The organism is Kribbella sp. NPDC049227, from assembly GCF_043197265.1.
In the GTDB taxonomy this organism is placed as follows: Bacteria; Actinomycetota; Actinomycetes; order Propionibacteriales; family Kribbellaceae; genus Kribbella.
In genome coordinates this window covers 203,314-223,252 of record NZ_JBICST010000005.1, presented here as the reverse complement: position 1 = coordinate 223,252, position 19,939 = coordinate 203,314, and the positions used below count along the sequence as shown (strand labels likewise).

The window sequence follows — 19,939 nt, the reverse complement described above, 5'->3', positions numbered from 1 at the left end:
GTCGACGCCGCAGGTCAGAGGCCGAGGCGCGCCCGGACCAGCATCAGGTCAGGCAGCTACGCCGGCGCCTCACGAAGATCCGGCAACTCACGGAGATCGGCCTGGACGACTCCGGTCAGCAGCTAGGCGTAGCCGAGCTGTCACACGTCACCGAGGCTCCTCTTCCGAACCGACCGGAGCCAAGCGTCGACGCGGGCGACATCGGGCGTGGCCGGCAGAGCCGTACGCTGCATGGCCTTGTCGAGCTCCTCATGCAGGGCGAGGCGCCACCGCTCGACCTCGTCCCAGGACAGCTGCCCCTGCCTGACCGCCAGCAGCCGCTCCCGATCGGGGCCGACGTCAACGACGAGCCTTGCCTCCAGCAACAGAGTGCGGGCTGCGAGCAACAACCGGATCAGGTGCATGACGTGCTTCCACTTCGGCGCACCGTCGCGACGGAAGTCCGCCTCCAGCTTCTTGAACTGACTGAGCACGTAACCGGAGTACGTCTGGTACACGAGCTGCGACAGAAAGGCTTCGCGGAGATCGATCAACTCCTCCCCCAGCGGTGTCTGCCGGACGACGAGCGGCGAATGCAGCACCTCGAGGAGATTCGGATTGGCCTTCAGCGCGAGCTCGCAGAACCGCTCGACCTCCCACGAGAACCACTCGTCCTCGGGTCCGTCGACATGCGTCGGCGGCTTGGCCAGCGACCAGAACGACTCGCTCGGCGCGACGTAGACCCCGCGGGTGTCCGTGTCCGACGTCTCGGTGTGCAACCCGAACGCCCTCGAACCGACGACCGCCGCGTAGATCGTGTGCTCCAGCACCAGCCGGTCCCCGTCCGGCTGATCCAACTCGATCGCCTCGTCCTGGTACGCCGTACGCAGGCTCAACTGGTCGCGGCGGGCGACTGTCTCCCGGCCATCGACGAGCCGCACGGTGTAGCGGCCGTCCGGGGTGATGCCGGCGACCCGGCCGGTCGCCCCGCGTTGCGCCGTACCGCCGTGGTCGTCCGGCGCCGCGTCCCGGATCACCACCTGCGTCCCCACCGGCAACTGCGGCCCCTGGACTGACATGGCGCCCATGCTCCCCCACCACCAGATCACTCCGACGCCCAGGCCGGTTCCTATTGACAACTTTTTCTGTCAAGAGGAGATTGGGCGCATGCTGGGATACGTCGAGGAGCCGGAGAAGCTGCGCGTGGCGCTGTCGCCGATCCGGCGGCGGCTGCTCGAGCTGCTCCGCGAGCCGTCGTCGGCGACCCAGCTCGCCGCCGCGCTCGAGCTGCCCCGGCAGCGGGTGAACTACCACCTGCGCGAACTGGAGAAGGCCGGACTGATCGAGCTCGTCGAGGAGCGGCAGCGGCGCGGATTCACCGAGCGGATCCTGCGCGCGAAGGCCGCGACGCTCGTGGTCGATCCGGCCGTGATGGGCCACGCCTTCAGCGAGATCCAGGACCAGTACGCCGCCGAGCACCTGGTGGACGTCGCCGCCGGCACGGTCCGGGATGTGGCCCGGATGCAGAGCGCGGCCGACGCCGACGGGAAACGGCTGCTCACGTTCACGCTGGAGGCCGAGGTGCGGTTCGCCGAACCGGGCGACGTACATCGCTTCACCGACGCTCTGACCGAAGCGGTGCGGCGGACCATCGAACAGTTCGACACTGAGAACGGGCGGCCCTATCGCCTGATCGCCGGCGGCCACCCGGCAGCACGACGTACCGAAGGAGAAGAAGGATGAGCGAGGAGACACCGCGGATCGTGGTGACCGTGGCCGCGCCGGCCGAGGCGGTCTGGGACGCGCTGCGGAACAAGGACAAGATCCGGCACTGGCACGGCTGGGAGTACGAAGGGACCCAGGGCGGGCTGGAGGAGGAGATCGACCTGATCTACTTCACCAAGGTCGACGACAGCCAGGTCGGGACGCTGATCCTCGGGGACGGTGACCGGTTCGTGGTCGAGCCGGTGGAGGGCGGGTCGCGGATCACGCTGACTCGCTCGCCGCGCGGCGCGAATCCCGACTGGGAGGCGTACTACGACGACATCACCGAAGGCTGGACGACGTTCCTCAACCAGCTGAAGTTCGCGCTGGAGCAGCACCCGGACGACGAGCGGCGGACGCTGTTCTACGTCGGCACCGGTGCTGCCTCGCTGACCGGCGAACTGGGTATCGACATCCGCCCGGCCGGTACGTCGTACGAGCTCGACCTGATCGGCGAAGCGGTGAAGGGTGAGGTCCTGTACACCTCGGAGCACCAGATCGGCCTGACAGTCGATGCCTGGGGCAACGGTCTGCTTGTGCTCAGCTACATCTCGCCGGGCGAGCTCAAGCCGGACGGCTCCGCGATGGCGATCCTCAGCCTGTACGGCGACGTCGACCGGGACGCATTGGACGCGCGCTGGAAGAACTGGTGGGAGACGCACTACGTGCCGGCCAGTCTGCCCGGCACCTGACACGCCTGCATGCGACGTCTCCTGGGACGTGTTCCTGACACGGCGGTGACAGGGCGCAAACGTGCCAGCACTCTCGGTCTGTCTCTCGCGGTTACTTCTGAGTACCTTTCTTGCCACGGCGGTCGCCGCCCCGCGGCCGCCCTCCGGCGAGAGAGGTCTTCCGGTGAACATTCCGTCCCGCTCACTCGTGCGTCGAGTGTCCACGTTCCTCGTGCTCTCCATGACCGGGCTCTGCCTGGTCGCCACCCCCGCCCGGGCCGACGGTCCCGGCTCCGGGACGCCGTACGTCGTCACCCTCGGCGACTCCTACATCTCGGGCGAGGCAGGCCGCTGGGCCGGCAGCTCGAACAACTCCGAAGCACCGGCCGACGCGCTCGGTGCGCACGCCTACCACGACAACGCGAGTGGGACCGCCGAGCAGATCCCGAGGTGCCACCGCAGCAGCTCCGCCGAGGCGTTCATCGGTGGTGGTGTCGGCGGACTGAACCTCGCCTGCTCCGGCGCCAGCACCGCGACCAGCACCGGCGACGAGTTCAAGCCAGGCATCGACTTCTACGACGACGGCGCCGGCCATCTCGGGCAGGCGAAGATGCTGCAGCAGTTCGCGGCCGGCCACAACGTGCGGCAGGTGGTCGTCTCGATCGGGGGCAACGACTTCAAGTTCGCGTCGATCGTGACCCAGTGCGTGACCGACTTCCTGCTGTCGCCGTCCTGGTTCCCGGACTACTGCAAGGACGACTCCTCGGTCGTCGCCAACTTCACCTCGGCCAACGTCACCGCCGTACGCGGGAGGATCGCGGCCGCCTTCCAGAACGTGCGCACGGCGATGCGGAACGCCGGGTACGGCGACAACGCGTGGACGCTGCTGGTGCAGACCTACCCGTCGCCGCTTCCGGGCGGGAGTGGGTTCCGGTACGGGCAGAGCGGCTACACGCGGCAGAGCGTGGGCGGCTGCGGGTTCTGGAACGCGGACGCCGACTGGGCGAACAACACCGCGCTCGTCACCATCAACAACACCGTCCGGGCGGCGATCGGGCCGTCCGGGCTCGGGAACGTCCGCCTGCTCGAGCTCCAGTCCGCCTTCAACGGCCGGCGGTTGTGCGAAAGCTCGGTCGGTCTCTACGAGGAGGTCGGGCTGAGCTCGTGGACCCAGCCGACGGCGGTCGACAAGACCGAGTGGATCAACCAGATCCGCACGGTCACCACGGTCGGGTCCAACTACTTCATCCAGGAGAGCCTGCACCCGAACTACTGGGCCCAGCTCGCGCTCCGCTCCTGCGTCCGCCAGTCCTACACCCAGAACCGCGGCGGCACCTGCACGATCTCCGGCACCGGCCTGCTCAATGGTGAGCCCCGGATGACGCTCGGTTAGTGCTCTGGATTCCCTGGTACGGCGGCCCCGTGGGGGTCGCCGTACCGGCGGTTGATTAGGCTCGGGGCGTTGTGGGTGCTCTGGACCAGGTGAGGGTGGTACAGGCAGAATCGCGCAGACGAGTCGGCTGCTTCGTGGGGTGTTAGGGCGTAGTGGAAATGGAACATGCGCTGTCGCTGGGCGGTCAGCGCTGGGATCTGTCGGACGGTAGCGACTCGATCACCATCGGGCGCGCCTCCAACGCCGACATCCGGTTGACGGCGGACGACCAGATCTCCCGTATCCACGCCCGCCTCGCCCGCTCGGGCAGCACCTGGACCCTCATCGACGAGTCCCGCAACGGCACCGCCCTCAACGGCCGCCGCCTCGCCGCCCCCACGCCCCTCACCGACAACGACCAGATCCACATCGGCCGCTCGGTCCTGACCTTCCACGAAACCCCCTCCCAGGCCGCTGCCCAGCCCGCGGAAGCCCCACCCGCCTCGTTCTCTCCACCTGAGCCCCCTCCGGCGGCCGCGTATCCCCCGCCTGCAGACGCTCCTTACCCGGCAGGCGACGCCTACCCGGCCCCGGCGAACGAGCAATACGCAGCACCCGCAGACGAGCAATACGCCGCGTCCTCGGAGGAGCAGTACGCCGCGCCTGCGGAGCAGTACTCCGCGCGGGCAGAGGAGCCGTATCGCGCACCTGCGGAGGACGCGGTCTCCGGGCGGGCAGACGGTGACTACGCCGCGCCCGACGAGGCGTCGTACCGGGAGGACGCCTCGGCGTACCACCCCGACTCAGGCGAAGCTCCTGCGGCGGCACCTTCCGGACCCGCCGAGCGGCCGCAGGTTGTGGATCGGTTCTCTCTTGCGGAGCCAGTCGCGCTCGGCGATCCAGCCGCGTACGCCCCGGTGACTCCTCCCTCGAGCCGCGCGGACCGAGGTCAGAACCCCTTCGCCCCGCCCGAGGCTGAACCCGCCCCGAGCCCGTACGCACCCACCGCCCACAACCAGCAGCCGAGCCCACCCGAGCCCGACCAGAACGCGCACCCGTTCACCCCACCCGACCCGGCCGACCGAGGCCCCAGCCTCGCCGACCGCGGCCCCAGACCAGTCACTCCGGCCAACCGCAACCAGCAGCCAAGTCCCGCCGCACCCGACCCCGGCCCGGATCCAAGCGCGTACACGCCAGCCGAGGCCGACCGAGGCAAGAACCCTTTCGCCCCACCCGAGCCCGAGCAAGCCGCAAACCCCTTCGCCCCAACAGAAGGCGAGCCCACCGGTTTCCCCCGGACCGACGGCGAGCCCGGCAGCTTCACACCAAGCGAAGCCGGGCAAGGCGCGAGCCCATTCGCACCACCCGAGGCTGAGCCGGGCGGCTTCGCCCCACCCGGAAGCGAGCAGGGCCGGAGTCCATTCGCGCCGGCGGAGGGTGAGCCCGGCGGCGTCACACCACCCGAAAGCGAGCAGGGCCGCAGCCCATTCGCCCCGGACCAGGCTGCGCCGGGCGGCTTCGCATCCGAGAGCGAGCAGGGCCGGGGCCCGTTCGCCGCGGCTGAGGGTGAGCCGCGCGGATTCGCGACCGACGACAGCGAGCAGGGCGGGACCCCATTCGCGCCGGCGGAGGGTGAGCCCGGCGGCTTTGCACCGCCCGAGAGTGAGCAGGGCGGGAGTCCGTTCGTTGCGGCTGAGGGTGAGCGGGGCGGATTCGGGCCCGGCGAGGGTGAGCGTGGGGGGAACCCGTTCGCGGCTGGTGAGGTTGAGCAGGGGGTGAGTCAGTTCGCTCGCGCCGACGGTGAGTATGAGTCGTCGGGTGATGAGGGTTCTGGTGGGGTTGCGGTTGGGCCTGGGGATTGGGGGGCTTATCCGTCGGCGGACAATCCGGAGCCGGCTCGGTCGCCGTGGGCTGGTGGGATGACCGTGCCGGTGCAGTTCGATCGGTCGCAGGCCAGCCGGAACGAGTCGGCCAGTTGGCCCGACACCAGCCGGGCCGACGAGCAAGCAGGCGTCGCCCCACCAGCCGGCGGGGCGCAGACATCACGCGGAGCATCGGGCGCACGGCAGACATCGCGTACGGCGCAGCCTCGGCAGGCGTCACGTACGACGGAGGCCCGCGCCGCGCAGGCCAAGACGCGACGGCCCGCGGACCCCGATGAGGTGGGCCAGGTCAGGCTCGGGCGTGTGCTCGCGGTAGCAGGCGCCCTCCTCGCGCTCGGCCTCCTGATCAACCTCGTCGTCAGCTTCTTCTCACCCGGCCCCGGCGGTCCCCTCCGCTGGCTGGTGCCGCCGGTCATCGCGCTCATCACCGCCATGGTCGTCGCCCTGATGGACGCGCTCAGCCCGCAGGAACGCTCCCCCGGCCGCCTCAACGTCTCCGTGATCGTCGCGATCGTCGTCGTACTGCTCGGCGTCGGTGTCGGCGGGTTCGCGCTCACCGCGGCAGCCCAGTACGCCGCCGGCTACTTCACCGGCAAGGAGTCCGGCGAGGACCGCCTGGTCAAACCGGTCGGGAAGGCGTTCGACGGCCTGACCGTCACCGTCGAGAACGTGACGTACACGAGCCACTTCACCCGGGTGCGACTCGGGGTCAAGAACGCCGGTGATCAGTCCGTCGACCTGCCGCTCGACAGCAACGTCGCCCTCACCGGCCCGGAGGGCAACGCGATCCGCGCCGACGACTCCCGTAGCCAGTGGCCGGGCAAGTTCCCGTCCGGCGGCACCGAGCACGGCACGATCACCTTCAAGGGCCACCTGCCGGACAACCTGACGACCGCGACCCTCACCCTCAGGTCCGGTGACAAACCCGTCGCCGTCGGTATTGCCCTCAGCAACTGACCGCTGAGCAAACTGTTGCTCCAGGCAACCGGAAGAAATCCGTGTGCGCACTTACATCGATTATTGATATGGTTCCGGCATGGCGGCAGAGGTAGACGTCGAGCGGCTGACCACAGCCATCGAGGACTTCAACCCGATCTTCATCCGGTTACCCTCGGTGCGCAGGTTCAACTTCTCGACCTTGTCCGTCCTGCACACGCTGGCGCGCAACGGACCGCTCCGGCTGACCGACCTGCTGGCGACCGAGCAGCTCAAGCAGCCCGCGCTCACCAGCCTGGTCACGAAGCTCGAGCAGGACGGCCTCCTGCAGCGCCGCCCCGACCCGAATGACGGCCGCGCGATGCTGCTGTCGCTGACCCGCGCCGGCCGGCAGGTCGTACGGTCCCGCCATGCGGAGCGGGTCACCAAGCTGTCCCGCCTGGTCGACCGACTGACCCCCGAGGAGCGCGACGTACTCGCGAGCTCCATCGACGTGCTGAACCGGCTGACCGAGATCGCCGCTGAGGAGCAACTATGACCGGCTTTCCCCTGGAGCCAACCCCGATCCACGTCCCGGACGACGTCCTCGACGACCTGCGCCGCCGGCTGACCGCGACCAAGTGGCCGCTCGACGCCGGGAACGACGACGGTTTCTACGGCGTACGTCGTACTCAACTGCAGGCACTGGTGGAGTACTGGGCCGACGGGTTCGACTGGCGCGCCGCCGAGCGGGCGATCAACGCCTTCGAGCATTACCGCGTCGACGTGAACGGCGTACCCGTGCACTTCCTGCGCAAGCCCGGCGTCGGTCCGAAGCCGATTCCGCTGATCCTGAGCCACGGCTGGCCGTGGACGTTCTGGCACTGGTCGAAGGTGATCGGCCCGCTCGCGGACCCGGCGGCGTACGGCGGTGACCCGGCCGACGCGTTCGACGTGATCGTGCCGTCACTGCCCGGCTTCGGGTTCTCGACACCGCTGACGAACCAGCCGGACATGAACTTCTGGAAGATCGCCGACGTCTGGCACGATCTGATGACCGGCGTCCTCGGCTACCCGAAGTACGCCGCCGCCGGGTGCGATGTCGGCGCACTCGTCACCGGGCAACTCGGTCACAAGTACGCCGACGAGCTCTACGCGATCCACATCGGTTCGGGCCTGAAGCTCACGTTCTTCAACGGCGACCGCGGCTGGGACCTGAGCGGCGGCAATCCGATCCCGCCGAACCTGCCGCCCGCGATCCACGACCGGATCATCGAGCTGGAACGGCGGTTCGCGGCCCACCTGGCCACGCATGTCCTGGACCCGAGCACCCTCGCCTTCGGCCTGGCGGACTCACCGGCCGGCATGCTCGCGTGGATCCTCGAGCGGTGGCTGAGCTGGTCCGGCGGCGACAAGGCGTTCAGCGACGACGACCTGCTGACGCACGCCACGATCTACTGGGCCGGCAACGCGATCGATACGTCGATCCGCACCTACGCCAACAACAACCGCTACCCATGGACGCCGTCGCACGACCGTACGCCGGCCATCGAAGCACCCACCGGCATCACCTTCGTCGGCTACGAGGACCCGCCCGGCGTCAGCACGCCGGAGGAACGCGTCCAGAACTTCCTGAACAGCGACCGCGCCGAGTGGTACAACCACGTCAACCTCACCGCCCACCCGGGCGGCGGCCACTTCATCCCCTGGGAACTCCCCACCGAGTGGACCGACGACCTCCGCCGCACCTTCCGCGACTATCGCTGAGCGGCGCGGAAGAAGTCGGCAGTCCGGGCGTCCGCGGGCAGGTAGCTCTCGACGGCGATCTCGTCGAGGGTGATGTCGAATGCTGTACCGAACGTGGTGATCGCGTTGATCAAACAGAGCTCGGTACCGCGGTGGTCGATGCGGATCGGCAGCGCGATGTCGGCCGGATCGGGTACCGGCCTGACGTCATCCGGTCCGAACGCGATCAACTCGTCGTACAGCTCGTGCAGTACGGCGTCGCCGGTGGCGGCGGCCTGCCGTGCCAGCCGAGGCAGGAGGTAACCGCGCACCTGGTTGAGGTTGCGGATGCGCGGCGCCAGACCTTGCGGGTGCAGGCCGAGTCGCATCATGTTGATCGGCGGTTCCAGCAGCTTCGGGTCGGCGCCGTCGACGAAGACATCGAGTGCGTCGTTGGCGAGGATCAGGTTCCAGCGGCGGTCAACGGCGAGCGCCGGATAGGGCTCGTGTGCGCGCACGAATCGCTCCAGTGCCTCGCGAAGACGGTCCATGTCCGGGTCGTCCAGCGGGCGTTGGTGGTAGACCGGCGCGTGGCCGGCGGCGACAAGGAGACGGTTGCGCTCCCGGAGCGGTACGCCGAGGTGCTCGGCCAGGTGCAGCACCATCGGGCTGCTCGGGACAGTCCGGCCCGTCTCGACGAAGCTGACGTGTCGTGCGGACACACCGGCCTGGAGCGCGAGATCGAGCTGGCTCAGCTTCCGCCGCTGCCGCCACTCCCTGAGTAACGCACCTACCGGGCTGACCTCGCTCACATCCCGAGTATCACCGGCGCGGGGTGGGCGATGCCATTACCACCCTTGTAATCGACACCAACGCCTGTCATCGGCAACGGTCTGACACATGACAGCCGAACAGAACAAGAAGCTGGCCGTGCACGCCTTCCAGGAGTTCGCCGCGGGCAACATCACGCCGCTCCGCCCACTTCTGCATGAGGACTTCCTCGAGCACAGTCCCGGCAATCCGTCAGGCCGTGACGCCTTCCTCGACTTCATCGCGACCGCTCCGGTCGCCTCGGCTCGGCTCGATCTACGCCGCGTCATCGCCGACGACACGCACGTGGTGATGCACTACCTGATGACCACCCCGGACGATCCCCGCGGCGTGGCTGTCACCGACATCTGGCGCTTCGAGAACAACCAGATCGTCGAGCACTGGGACGTCGTACAGCCCGTCCCCGACGCCGCGGAGATTCCGAACGGGATGGCCTAAGCGCTGGTCGGTGGGTTCGGGCGGCGGAGGAGCAGGACGCCGAGCACCAGGAGCCAGATCGCCCACAGGTAGCTGCCGAGCAGGCCGCCGAGGTCCCAGACCGGGAAGCTGGGGATCGCGGTGGCGAGGATGTCGCCTTGGTTGGTGAAGTACAGCGCGCTGGCGAGCAGCCCGAGCCAGCCCGCCCACCTCGGCATCAGCCTGGTTCGCAAGATGATGATGCTGACGGTGACCGACCACGCGATGCCCAGGAGTTGTCCCAGGTGTTCACCGAGCAGCGCGCCGCCGTACTGATGCTGGGCCGTCCACGCCGCGGCAACCGCCGTACGCGTAGCCGTGTCTCCGTTGACGTAAGTGTCGGCCAGTGGCGGTACTACGAAGACCCAGCGCAGGAATCCGATCAGCGCCAGCAGCACAGACGCCGCGCCCGCCCACGTGGCGACCCGCAGAGCCATGTCGTCCCGGCGCTTCAGCGCAGCCGGCAGCAAGAGGATCGGTACGGCGAGGATCGCGTACGTCCAGGCGACCGCGAACCACGTCCAGACCAGGCTCGTGCCGCCGTCGACGTACTCGGGCAACACCACATCCGCCGGTTGACGCAGGATGTCGGGCCAGTCGAACGTCATCGACAACACCGTCGCGGCCACCATGAAGGCCACGGTCGCCACGATGAAGGCGATCCCGGTGAACTTGCGTGTGGTGATACTTGATCGACGTCGTGGAGCCGGCGCGATGTCGACCTGTTCCAGTTCCTCGTCACGTTGATGACGTCGCTCGACCCTGTCCATGCCAATCGCCCCCTTGGCGGGTCACGGCTCCGGGCTGCCCGGGCGCCCCCCGACCCCACCGCTTTCAGCATGCGCGCCGGTTCCAGCGCTGTCCATGGCGCCTCGATCCATGAGGCTCGTCTGGTTTCGCTGCGTGGTGTGTCGGCGTAACTTCGGAGGAAGTCCTCGTGGAGGTTGACAACGTGACAGGAGCCGACAGCACACGAACTGGCGGTGTCGTGCGGGGATTCATGCTCGGCGAGGGTTCGGACGCCGTCGTGGAAGCGCTGGATGCCATCTTTCCGTCCGCCAGCCCGCGAGTCGCCGGCGGCCAACTGTCCACCGGGGCAGTGAAGATCGAGACGACGCAGTGCGGACCGTTGGGCTCGGACCGATGGCACGTGGGTCTGGGTTTCGCGGTCGACACCGAGCCGTACAAGGAACCGCTCGTCGTCTGGTTCTCGCGGCCGGCCGTCGCGACCATCCCGAGCGGGGAGTTGCGGGTGCCGGCCGGTGGCTCGCTGATGCGTGCGCCGGACGACCCGATGGCGCTCGCCTTCCCGCCGTTCGACTCGATCGGGACGCGCGTCAGCTACCGCGACCTCGAGGAGGCCGCCGAGTCGGCGCACGGCGTACCGCCTGATGACTTCTGGCTGGGCACTGGGCTGCCACTCAACGCCCGGCTCAGTGGGTACTGGCAGTCGGTGAGCCAGTACGTCCACCGAGTCCTGACCGACGTACCGTCGTCCGCGGACAGTCCGTTGGTCGCCCAGCAACTGCACACGCACGTCATCGCGTCGATGCTCGCGGTCTTCCCGAACGCGACGCTGCGGGTCGCCTACACCCCCTCACCCGGGTGGGTGACTCCGGCGTCGGTGCAACGGGCCGTCGCCTACATCGAGGCGCATGCCGCCGAACCGATCGGCGTCAACGACATCGCCGAGGCCGTCGGCACAAGTGCCCGTGCACTCCAGTACGCCTTCCGCCGGCATCTGGAATGTACGCCGTTCGAGTACCTACGACAGGTCCGACTCGAACGCGCGCACGGCGACCTGCAGAAGACCGACCCCGCCAGCGGCCTAACAGTCGCCACGATCGCCTACCGGTGGGGCTTCTCCGTCCCCCGATTCACCACCTGTTACCACGCCGCCTACGGTCGCAGCCCAGGCCGGACCCTCCAGGAGGGTAGCTGAGCTGCGATGCCAGTCGTCTTCGAGAGCACCACGATCGACGAGATCGAGGCCTTTCTGTCCGAGACGTACACGCGGGTGAACCTGTCCGGCCTCGACGGCGTACCGACCCGGACCCGCATCGTCCGGACGTTCCTCCCCGGCCTGACCAGCGACGAGCTCCAGCTGGGCGCGGACCTGTCGTACCGCGCCGATCCGCTCAACCACTACATCTTGTGCAGCCTTCGTTCCGGTGGAGTCGAGATTCCGGAGTACTCCGCCGGACCGGGCGACGTACTGCTCCTGCCTCCTGGAGAGCGCGGGCTCACGGGCAGGCTGCAGCATCCGCGCGAGCTCGTCCTCATGATCGATCCCACTGTCCTGCAACGGGTCGCCGCCACCGCACTCGACGGGAGAAGGCCCGCGGCGCTCAGCTTCCACAGCCACCGCCCCGCCACGACGGCGGCCCGGCGGCAACTGCGGGACGCGATCGACTACGTGCACACGCAGGCACTCACCAACCCGGCCCTCGTCTCCGAACCCCTCATTTCCACGACCATCACGCAGTTCCTCGCCGCGATGATCCTGGCCACGGTTCCCAACAACACCCGCACCGACCCCACCACCGAGAACCGTCGCGACGCCCACCCCGCCACCCTCCGCCGAGCGATCAGTTACATCGAGGCCAACCCCCACCGCGACCTCACCATCGCCGACATCGCCACCGCCGCCGGCGTCACCAACCGCGCCATCCAACTCGCGTTCCGCCGGCACCTCGACACGACCCCGCTGGCCTACCTCCGCCAAGTCCGCCTGGCCCAGGCCCACGCCGACCTCCAGGCCGCCGACCCCACCCAAACGACCGTCACTGCCATCGCTGCCCACTGGGGCTTCCACCACCCCGGCCGCTTCGCCAACCAGTACCGCACCGCCTACGGCCAGTCCCCCAGCACCACCCTCAACACCTGAGACCGCGCGTACACGCAAGAAGGCCGGTCCCTAGGGACCGGCCTTCTTGTACTCACAGGGGTGGAGGTGGCGGGAATCGAACCCGCGTCCTTCAGCGGTGTTTCAAGGCTTCTCCGGGCGCAGTCTGTTAGTCGTTTTCTCAGCCCCAGCGCTCTCACAGACACGTCGCTGACAGGCTCAGTCACTGTAAATGTCCCACACCAGCCCCGTGACCGGGCTAGTGCAGCAAGCTCCCTAAATGAGGCCAGGAGCCGGGGCGGGAGCATCCCCGGGCTGACCGCTTCTTTAAGTGCTCAGGCCGTCAGGCGGCGAGAGCGAAGCTACTGCGCTGAGTTTTGGCAGTTATTGGTTTCCAGAGATCGTTAACGAGATAACCCTGGATCCTCGGCCCGCTTCCCTTGGAACAGACGTCCAAAGTCGAAACCGTTCACCCCCTGTTGAGTTGTCAAACTCCCACCGGTCCCGCAGGGCGGTGGAAGATCCACACTACCAAGTCCAACAGGCGACCCGCACCTGACATTCCCGTTACACACGGTCAGTGGCAGGCGACGCCTCGGGCGCGCGCAGGAAGATGACCGCCGCCCCCGCGACCATCAGCCCGGCCAGAGCGATCACCCACCCGGTGGTCCATCGGAGCAGCAACGCCCCCACCGCCGCGCCCACCAGCATCGCGGCGATCGACCCCAGCCGGCGGTGAGGTTTCACCGAGCGGCCGTTGCCGAGCACACTGTCGGCTGCCAGCCCGGTCAGCGTCAGCGTCAGCACCGTCGTGGTCATGTCCCGCGGCGCCACGTGCCGGACCGTCGCGTTCTGCAGCCCGAAGCAAGCGGCCAGCACCACGATCAGCACGTACGACGTCCCGCCCGACTCCTCGAGTACGCCGAGCCCGACGAGCAACGCGCACAGCCACAACACGGCCGCCTGTGCCCCGAAGGCCGACGCCAACCACCGCCGAGGCCGTGACTCCATCGCCCGCGCAGCTCTCCCGCCGGCCAGGGAGCCGAGCACAAACCCGAGCACAGCCGCTAGCGGCGGACCGAGGCGGAACCCCGACTCCGGCGACACCGCGAATCCGAGGAAGACGACGTTCCCGGTCATGTTCGCGACGAAGGTATGTCCGAGCCTCAGGTAGCTGACCGCGTCGATCAACCCGGTGGCCGCGGTCAGGCCCAGGAACGCTGTGACCTCCCACCGCGCCCCGACAGGAACAGCCATGCCTGCCAGGGTAGAGCCACTACTTGATCAGACGCAGCGTGAACGGGTAGCGGAAGTTGGAGCCGACCGCGGTCGCGAGGCCACCGATCCCGGTCAGGATGAACCACAGGATGCCGAGGATCGGGAACAGGAACCCGGTGAAGCCCTCCGTCACGCCCGTCATGATTCCCAGCAGCGCGAACGCCCCGAAGGCGCTCAGCTGGAAGTTCAGCGCCTCCACCGCGTGCTTGCGGACGCCGGGGTTCTTCTGGCCGGCCGTCGCCACCACGATCGCCGGTCCGACGAAGAACGTCGGGTACCCGAGCCAGTGCGCGACGGTCCCCATCCCCCGGCCATCGCCGGTGTACCGCTGCACCGGGGCCGGCCGGGTGAAGGCGGCGGGTGCGTACGTCGGGACGGGCCGGGACACGAGTCCGTCGAAGGTGCTGTTGAGTTCGGCACGGGTGCGGGCCTTCAGAGCCAGCTCCAGCCGGGTGTCGAACTCGGCGTGGTCCAGCCGGCCGTCGGCGTACATTTCTTTCAGGATCTCGAGGGCGCGGTCCCGTTGGGCCGGCGTCACCAGCAGGTCTGAAGTGGACATGCATCCACTCTGCGCGCCGGACGCCGTCCGCCCCATCGGGTGCAGCCCCCAGCCGCCCCTGAGCCGACCCCAGGCAGCCCTCAGCCCGGCCGGCCCGGGCCCCCTCAGTCGCGGCGGCGGGTGCGCTCCGACAGGGCACGCCGGGCCTCGCGGTCGGCCTGGCGCTCGGCCAGCGCGTGCCGCTTGTCGTAGTCCTTCTTGCCTCGCCCGGTGGCGAGCTCGACCTTCGCGTACCCGTCCTTGAAGTAGAGCGACAGCGGGATCAGCGAGACGCCCTGCTGCTCGACCGCCCTGATCAGCTTCTGCACCTCGTCCTTGTGCAGCAGCAGCTTGCGGGTGCGGCGCGGCTCGTGGTTTGTCCAGGTGCCGTGCTTGTACTCCGGGATGTGCATCCCCTGCAGCCACAACTCGCTACCGCGGACGGCGGCGAACGCGTCGACGAGGGAGGCCCGGCCCTGCCGCAGGGACTTCACCTCGGTCCCGGTCAGCACCAGCCCGGCCTCCACCACGTCCTCGATGTGGTAGTCGTGTCGCGCCTTCCGGTTCTGCGCGATCGGCTTCTGCTGGCCGGTCTGTTTCACCATCCGACCAGTATCTCAGACCGCTCAGAGCCACTTCATCGGATTAACCACCCGGCCGTCCTGGTAGACCATGAAGTGCAGATGGCAGCCGGTGGAGTACCCCGTGGTCCCGGCGTACCCGATGATCTCGCCCTTGCTGACGTGCTCGCCAACGCGCGCCTTATACCGCGACAGGTGGTTGTAGACCGTGGTGATGGAGCTACCGTCGATCACTCCGTGCGATACGAACAGCCGGTTTCCGTAACCACCGTTGTAATACTTGTCCGTCACTCGTCCGCTCGCCGCCGCGCGGATCGGCGTACCGCAGGGGGCGCGGAAGTCCGTGCCGTCGTGCAGCTTCCAGTAGTGCAGGACAGGGTGGAACCGCATCCCGTACGGCGACGTGATGTAGCTGCTGACCGGGTAGCTCAGCCCGCCGTCGCCGGAGTCGTCCGGAATGCGCCGCGGCGGCCGCCCTTCCTTGCGGGCCTTCGCCCGCTCGGCCTTCTCCCGGGCCGCCTTCTTGCGGGCGGCCGCGGCCTTCTCGGCCTTCGCCCGGGCGATCAGGATCTGCTCGACCCGGCTGCGCTCGGCGACCAGGGCGTTGTACTGCGCCTGTTCGGTGTCCTTCTCGCGCTCCGCGGCCTTGTACGCGACCAGCTTCACCTGGGCGACCGCGGCGGCCTCGGCCTTGTCGGCCGCGACCTGCTTGGTCAGCGCGGTGACCTGCTTGACCGTCCGGGCCGCCTCGGCCCGGGCCGCGGCCGCGGCCTTCTCGGCGACGGCGACCTTGGCCCGCTTGTTCGCGAGCTGAGCCTGCGCGTTGTTCAGGTTCGTGATCGCGTTGCCCTGGATGCCGAACACGTTGCGCTGCACCTGCATCCCGGTCGCGATGTCGGCCGGCGACGCACCGCGCAGCGCGATCGTCAGCCCGACCAGACCGGTCTGCTGCTGGTACGCCGATCTGACCGCGCGACCGGCCACGGCCCGCTTCTCGGTGATCAGCTGCTCGCCCGCCGCGACGTCGGCCACCGCCGACGTCAGCGCCTGCTCGGCGGCCTGGAGCTTGCTCGCGGCAACCACATCGGCGGCCTTCGCGGCCGCCAGTTGGCCTTGTGCGGCGGCGTACTTGACCTGGACGACCTTGTACTTCGCCTCGGCCTGGTTGTACGCGGCAACGGATTTGCCGAGCTGGTCGGACGCCTCGGCGAGATCGGCCTTCTGCGCACCGATCTGCGAGTCGAGCTGTTTCTTCTTGGCGGCTGGATCCGGCGGGTCCGCTTGGGCAGCCGGAACCGCCGCCAGGACTCCGGCGGACAGGGACAGGACAAGGCAGCATGCGGCAACGACCGTCTGCCGGCCCGGCGGTCTGCTACGTGATCGCTGGTACGGCGTGGCGGTGGTGCCGGTGCTGTCGTCTCGCTTGATGCTCCCCCGCTGACGCGGGTTCGCACCGGGGAAGTGCGGGACCACAGGTCGACCCCTTGCTCTGGGTTGAGTTGTCGTGCGGTGCTGCTATTGCACGATAAGTCACCCGGGTCAGACTTTGAGGTATTTCCGGGTTGTCAGGAATGTCGGGACGACAGCGAGGATCAGTCCGACCACCACCATGATCAGCGTCGCCCGGAAGGTTTCCGCGGCGCCGACCCATTGCCAGACCCGGAACGTCTCCTCGGCCCGCTGCATGACGACGACGTACACGAAGACCCACAAGGTGCCGCAGGCAAGGACCGCGCCGATCAAGGCGGCCAGCACCGCCTCCAGCAGGAAGGGCAGCTGGATATAGAAGTTCGACGCGCCGACCAGGCGCATGATGCCGATCTCCCGTCTCCGGGCGTACGCCGCCAACCGGATCGTGTTCGAGATCTGCATCAACGCGGCCACCAGCAGCAGTCCTGCGGCGACCAGGGCGCCGACCTGCAACCCGTTGAGTGCCTTGAACAACGGATCGAGGTACTGCCGGAGGTCCTGCACGGTATCGACGCCGGGTAGGCCACTGACCGCGCTGACGAGGTTCTGATAGCGCTGTGGATCCTTCAGTTTGACCCGGAAGGACTCCTGCATCTGGTCCTCGGTGACCGTGCTGACGATCGGCGAGTCCTTGTACAGCTTCTTGAACGACTCGAACGCTTCCTTCTTCGACTCGCCGAACACTCCGTCCGGTGCGGTGTCCGGGTTCGACTCGATCACCTGGCGGATCCGGTTCTTCTGCTCCTGGGTCACCTCGGCGCCGGCGCAGCCACGGCCGCCGGAGTCCTTGGTGCACATGAAGACCGAGATCTGGATCTTGTCGTACCAGTTCCCCTTCATCAGGTCGACCTGCTCGCGGGCGAGCAGCGCGCTGCCGAACAGCGACAGCGACACCCAGATGGTGACGACGACCGCGATGGTCATCGAGAGGTTCCGCTTCAGGCCGATACCGAGGTCGGAGAGGATGTAGTTCAAGCGCATTCTTCAGTCAGTCCCTGTACTCAGGCAGCGGTCTCAGTGCTGGTAGCCGTAGACGCCGCGCGACTCGTCACGGACGACATGACCGTTCTCCAGCTCGATCACGCGCTTGCGCATCTGGTCGACGATCGACACGTCATGGGTGGCCATCACGACCGTGGTCCCGGTCCGGTTGATCCGGTCGAGCAGCTTCATGATGCCGACCGACGTACCGGGGTCGAGGTTTCCGGTCGGCTCGTCGGCGATCAGGATCATCGGCCGGTTCACGAACGCGCGGGCGATCGCGACCCGCTGCTGCTCACCACCGGACAGCTCGTCGGGGAGCCTGTCCTCCTTGCCGTCCAGGCCGACCAGCTCGAGCACCTCGGGAACCGTCTTGCGGATGTGCGACCGGGGCTTGCCGATCACCTGCAGCGCGAACGCGACGTTCTCCGCGACGGTCTTGTTCGGCAGTAGCCGGAAGTCCTGGAAGACGGTGCCGATCTGGCGGCGCATCTGCGGGATCCGCCAGCTGGCCAGCCGGTTCAGGTCCTTGCCGGCCACCATGATGTGACCCCTGGTCGTCCGGTGCTCGCGCAGGACCAGACGAAGGAACGTCGACTTGCCGGACCCGGAGGTGCCGACCAGGAAGACGAACTCGCCTTTCTCGATCTCGACGTTGACGTTCAGCAGAGCGGCCTTGGACTGGCCCTCGTACGTCTTGGACACATTCTCGAAGCGGATCACGGGTCTATCCGGCCGTGGTCGGGAACAGGGAGCGACGCAACGGTAACCACCAAGGCACCGTACGCCACCGGAGCGGCCGTCGATCAGTGTAGGTGGTTCCGGGCGTGCCGCCGACCAGGCGTGCCGCTCCGAACGGGTGCGTCCGATAGACGGTGTACGACGTCAATCGTTGTACTGCGGCGGACCAGCGCCGTACCGAACGCTCAGGCGGGGGCCGGTGACGCGCCGTTGCCGTTGTCGGGGCGGGCACCCGCGATGCGGGCCACTCCCGGTTCGGGTTTCCGGCCGGCCCTGCGCGCGGCCTCCACGTGCAGGCGGGCCAACTCGACGGCCTGACGGGAGACCCTGACGGTCTTCTTCTCAGCCATGCTCCTCGTCTCCCTCGACGACCTCGATATCAGCGTCCGCAATATCAGCGTACGCGGCCGGGCCGACCCGGTCGATCGCAACGGAGGCGGTCAGCGCGGCGACCAGGTCGTAGTCCTCGGCCTGTAACAGTTCCGATCGCATCAGTGAACGCAGTGTCACGACTCCGGCATCTGTCCCCGCCTCGTCGCCCTCGAGGATCTGCTCGACCGCCCACCGGACCATCCGCATCGTCTCCTCGCGGTGCCGCCAGACATCGAGCTCACGATCCGACTTCCGGGTCAGGTACGAGCCCAGGAACACACCGCCGAGCGCCAGCAGCGGGCTCAGCACGGTCATCACCACACCCACGACCGAGATCCAGGTCGGAATCATGGACACGCCCCGCCACTCACAAACGTCCTCCCAAACCCGTGGTGATGACCGGTCGATGATGCTACGAAGGAGCATTCCACCCGGCACCGACAACCAACGACCAAGAATGACAAGGAGCAGTGTCACCGTGACCAACGAACCCGACGCGTACGACGTGTTCGTGCAAGGCACGGTGTTCCTCGACATCGTGCTGACCGGCCTGGAGTCCGCACCGACCACCGGGACCGAGATCTTCGCCGAGGGGATGGGCTCCTGCCCGGGCGGGGTGGCGAACTTCGCCATCGCGGCCGCCCGCCTCGGCCTGAAGAGCGGTCTCGCGGCCGTCTTCGGCGACGACGTGTACGCCGACTTCTGCTGGCGGACACTGGCCGACCAAGAGGGCGTGGATCTGTCCCACTCCCGCCGGATCGGCCACTGGCATTCCCCGGTCACCGTCTCGATGTCGATCGACCGGGACCGTGCGATGGTCACCCACGCCCACGAGGCCCCGGGCGACCCGAGCAAACTGGTCGGCCCCGGCCTGAACACCCGGTCCGCGATCGTGCCGGTCGCCGACGAGCTGCCCGGCTGGACCGTCGAGGCGCGAGAGTCCGGAGCGCTCCTGTTCGGCGACGTCGGCTGGGACCCGACCGACGAGTGGTCCCCTGCCGTGCTCGACGTACTGGAGGGTTTCCACGCGTTCACGCCGAACGCGGGCGAGGCGATGGCCTACACCCGCACCGACACGCCGAAGGCCGCGCTGCACAAGTTGGCCGATCGAGTTCCGCTCGCGGTGGTCACCAACGGTGCGGACGGCGTACTCGCGATCGACTCCGCCACGGGCGAGGAGGAGCAGGTCCCCGCGCTGCCGGTCCGGTCCTACGACCCGACCGGTGCGGGCGACGTCTTCCTGGCGTCACTGGTCCTCGGCACCCTCCGCGGCTGGCCGCTGGCCCACCGCCTCGCCTTCGGCAACCTGTGCGCGGGCTTGTCCGTCCAGCACTTCGGCGGATCGCTCGCGGCCCCCGGGTGGGGCGACATCATCGACTGGGTCCGCGACCACAGCCGGCACCGTCCCGGAGGCGTCGACCCGGACATCCTGAAGCACTACACCTTCATCGGCGACGTCCTCCCCGAGGGCCCGGTCCCGATCGTCCGCCGGGCGTCGGCCACCATCGCCCGCCTGTCCGACGCCTGACCGCCAGAC

General features: G+C 68.3%; 21 protein-coding genes and 1 other RNA gene. 10 read left to right on the top strand and 12 right to left on the bottom strand.

All coding sequences use genetic code 11. The features are described 5' to 3' along the window. Positions 1–140: 140 nt before the first annotated feature. Positions 141–1,058: a DNA polymerase beta superfamily protein gene (locus tag ACGFH6_RS23275; RefSeq protein ID WP_393387314.1), complete on the bottom strand. Its 918-nt coding sequence runs from the start codon at positions 1,056–1,058 to the stop codon at positions 141–143. An 88-nt stretch (positions 1,059–1,146) separates the two neighbouring features. On the opposite strand from ACGFH6_RS23275, the gene ACGFH6_RS23270 reads away from it, so the two are divergent. From ACGFH6_RS23270 to ACGFH6_RS23245, 6 genes are all read left to right on the top strand, one after another. Next, positions 1,147–1,722, top strand: a complete 576-nt coding sequence (locus tag ACGFH6_RS23270; RefSeq protein ID WP_393387311.1) for a helix-turn-helix domain-containing protein — start codon at positions 1,147–1,149, stop codon at positions 1,720–1,722. Further along, positions 1,719–2,435 (top strand): SRPBCC domain-containing protein, encoded by a 717-nt coding sequence (locus tag ACGFH6_RS23265; protein WP_393387308.1) that lies wholly within the window; start codon positions 1,719–1,721, stop codon positions 2,433–2,435. The genes ACGFH6_RS23270 and ACGFH6_RS23265 overlap by 4 nt, the downstream gene beginning before the upstream one ends. 163 nt (positions 2,436–2,598) lie before the next feature. After that, complete coding sequence (locus ACGFH6_RS23260) at positions 2,599–3,807, top strand: hypothetical protein (protein WP_393387306.1); 1,209 nt, start codon at positions 2,599–2,601, stop codon at positions 3,805–3,807. Between the two features lie 158 nt (positions 3,808–3,965). After that, positions 3,966–6,626, top strand: a complete 2,661-nt coding sequence (locus ACGFH6_RS23255) for an FHA domain-containing protein (protein ID WP_393387303.1) — start codon at positions 3,966–3,968, stop codon at positions 6,624–6,626. A 79-nt stretch (positions 6,627–6,705) separates the two neighbouring features. Further along, entirely contained in the window at positions 6,706–7,143 is a 438-nt protein-coding gene (locus tag ACGFH6_RS23250; RefSeq protein ID WP_393387300.1) for a MarR family transcriptional regulator, read from the top strand. Further along, positions 7,140–8,351 carry an epoxide hydrolase family protein gene (locus ACGFH6_RS23245; RefSeq protein WP_393387297.1) on the top strand — a complete coding sequence of 404 codons (1,212 nt, stop codon included), beginning with the start codon at positions 7,140–7,142 and terminating at the stop codon, positions 8,349–8,351. Before ACGFH6_RS23250 ends, ACGFH6_RS23245 begins: the two co-directional genes overlap by 4 nt. On the opposite strand, the gene ACGFH6_RS23240 is transcribed toward ACGFH6_RS23245, so the two are convergent. Beyond that, positions 8,342–9,121, bottom strand: coding sequence for a helix-turn-helix domain-containing protein (locus ACGFH6_RS23240; protein WP_393387294.1), 780 nt, complete (start codon positions 9,119–9,121; stop codon positions 8,342–8,344). The two genes, ACGFH6_RS23245 and ACGFH6_RS23240, sit on opposite strands and share 10 nt — an antisense overlap. An 88-nt stretch (positions 9,122–9,209) precedes the next feature. On the opposite strand from ACGFH6_RS23240, the gene ACGFH6_RS23235 reads away from it, so the two are divergent. Continuing rightward, positions 9,210–9,578: a nuclear transport factor 2 family protein gene (locus ACGFH6_RS23235; protein WP_393387291.1), complete on the top strand. Its 369-nt coding sequence runs from the start codon at positions 9,210–9,212 to the stop codon at positions 9,576–9,578. Here ACGFH6_RS23235 and ACGFH6_RS23230 read toward each other — a convergent pair. Next, positions 9,575–10,366: a DUF4386 domain-containing protein gene (locus ACGFH6_RS23230; protein WP_393387288.1), complete on the bottom strand. Its 792-nt coding sequence runs from the start codon at positions 10,364–10,366 to the stop codon at positions 9,575–9,577. The two genes, ACGFH6_RS23235 and ACGFH6_RS23230, sit on opposite strands and share 4 nt — an antisense overlap. A 182-nt stretch (positions 10,367–10,548) precedes the next feature. On the opposite strand from ACGFH6_RS23230, the gene ACGFH6_RS23225 reads away from it, so the two are divergent. Both ACGFH6_RS23225 and ACGFH6_RS23220 read left to right on the top strand, forming a co-directional pair. After that, entirely contained in the window at positions 10,549–11,538 is a 990-nt protein-coding gene (locus ACGFH6_RS23225; RefSeq protein ID WP_393387285.1) for a helix-turn-helix transcriptional regulator, read from the top strand. Between the two features lie 6 nt (positions 11,539–11,544). Next, positions 11,545–12,483 (top strand): AraC family transcriptional regulator, encoded by a 939-nt coding sequence (locus ACGFH6_RS23220; RefSeq protein ID WP_393387283.1) that lies wholly within the window; start codon positions 11,545–11,547, stop codon positions 12,481–12,483. A 58-nt stretch (positions 12,484–12,541) separates the two neighbouring features. Here the strand turns inward: ACGFH6_RS23220 and ssrA are convergent. The 9 genes from ssrA to ACGFH6_RS23175 form a co-directional block, all read right to left on the bottom strand. Beyond that, positions 12,542–12,918, bottom strand: a transfer-messenger RNA (tmRNA) gene (gene ssrA, locus ACGFH6_RS23215). A 90-nt stretch (positions 12,919–13,008) separates the two neighbouring features. Continuing rightward, a complete protein-coding gene (locus ACGFH6_RS23210; RefSeq protein ID WP_393387280.1) occupies positions 13,009–13,698 on the bottom strand; it encodes a YoaK family protein in 690 nt (229 codons plus the stop codon). 19 nt (positions 13,699–13,717) lie between these two features. Further along, positions 13,718–14,278: a DUF1707 and DUF4870 domain-containing protein gene (locus ACGFH6_RS23205; protein WP_393387278.1), complete on the bottom strand. Its 561-nt coding sequence runs from the start codon at positions 14,276–14,278 to the stop codon at positions 13,718–13,720. A gap of 104 nt (positions 14,279–14,382) precedes the next feature. Continuing rightward, positions 14,383–14,862 (bottom strand): SsrA-binding protein SmpB, encoded by a 480-nt coding sequence (gene smpB, locus ACGFH6_RS23200; RefSeq protein WP_131517580.1) that lies wholly within the window; start codon positions 14,860–14,862, stop codon positions 14,383–14,385. Between the two features lie 21 nt (positions 14,863–14,883). Further along, positions 14,884–16,311 (bottom strand): M23 family metallopeptidase, encoded by a 1,428-nt coding sequence (locus tag ACGFH6_RS23195; protein ID WP_393387275.1) that lies wholly within the window; start codon positions 16,309–16,311, stop codon positions 14,884–14,886. Between the two features lie 66 nt (positions 16,312–16,377). Further along, positions 16,378–17,289 (bottom strand): permease-like cell division protein FtsX, encoded by a 912-nt coding sequence (ftsX, locus tag ACGFH6_RS23190; RefSeq protein WP_131364580.1) that lies wholly within the window; start codon positions 17,287–17,289, stop codon positions 16,378–16,380. Between the two features lie 33 nt (positions 17,290–17,322). Further along, positions 17,323–18,012, bottom strand: coding sequence for a cell division ATP-binding protein FtsE (ftsE, locus tag ACGFH6_RS23185; protein WP_131364582.1), 690 nt, complete (start codon positions 18,010–18,012; stop codon positions 17,323–17,325). 203 nt (positions 18,013–18,215) lie between these two features. Further along, the gene (locus ACGFH6_RS23180; RefSeq protein ID WP_360445271.1) at positions 18,216–18,380 is read right to left on the bottom strand and encodes a hypothetical protein; all 165 of its coding nucleotides are present in this window, start codon (positions 18,378–18,380) and stop codon (positions 18,216–18,218) included. Next, positions 18,373–18,753, bottom strand: a complete 381-nt coding sequence (locus ACGFH6_RS23175) for a hypothetical protein (RefSeq protein WP_238163402.1) — start codon at positions 18,751–18,753, stop codon at positions 18,373–18,375. Before ACGFH6_RS23175 ends, ACGFH6_RS23180 begins: the two co-directional genes overlap by 8 nt. Positions 18,754–18,880: 127 nt before the next feature. Here ACGFH6_RS23175 and ACGFH6_RS23170 point away from each other — a divergent pair, with 127 nt between their 5' ends. After that, entirely contained in the window at positions 18,881–19,930 is a 1,050-nt protein-coding gene (locus tag ACGFH6_RS23170) for a carbohydrate kinase family protein (protein ID WP_393387271.1), read from the top strand. The last annotated feature ends 9 nt before the right edge of the window (positions 19,931–19,939 follow it).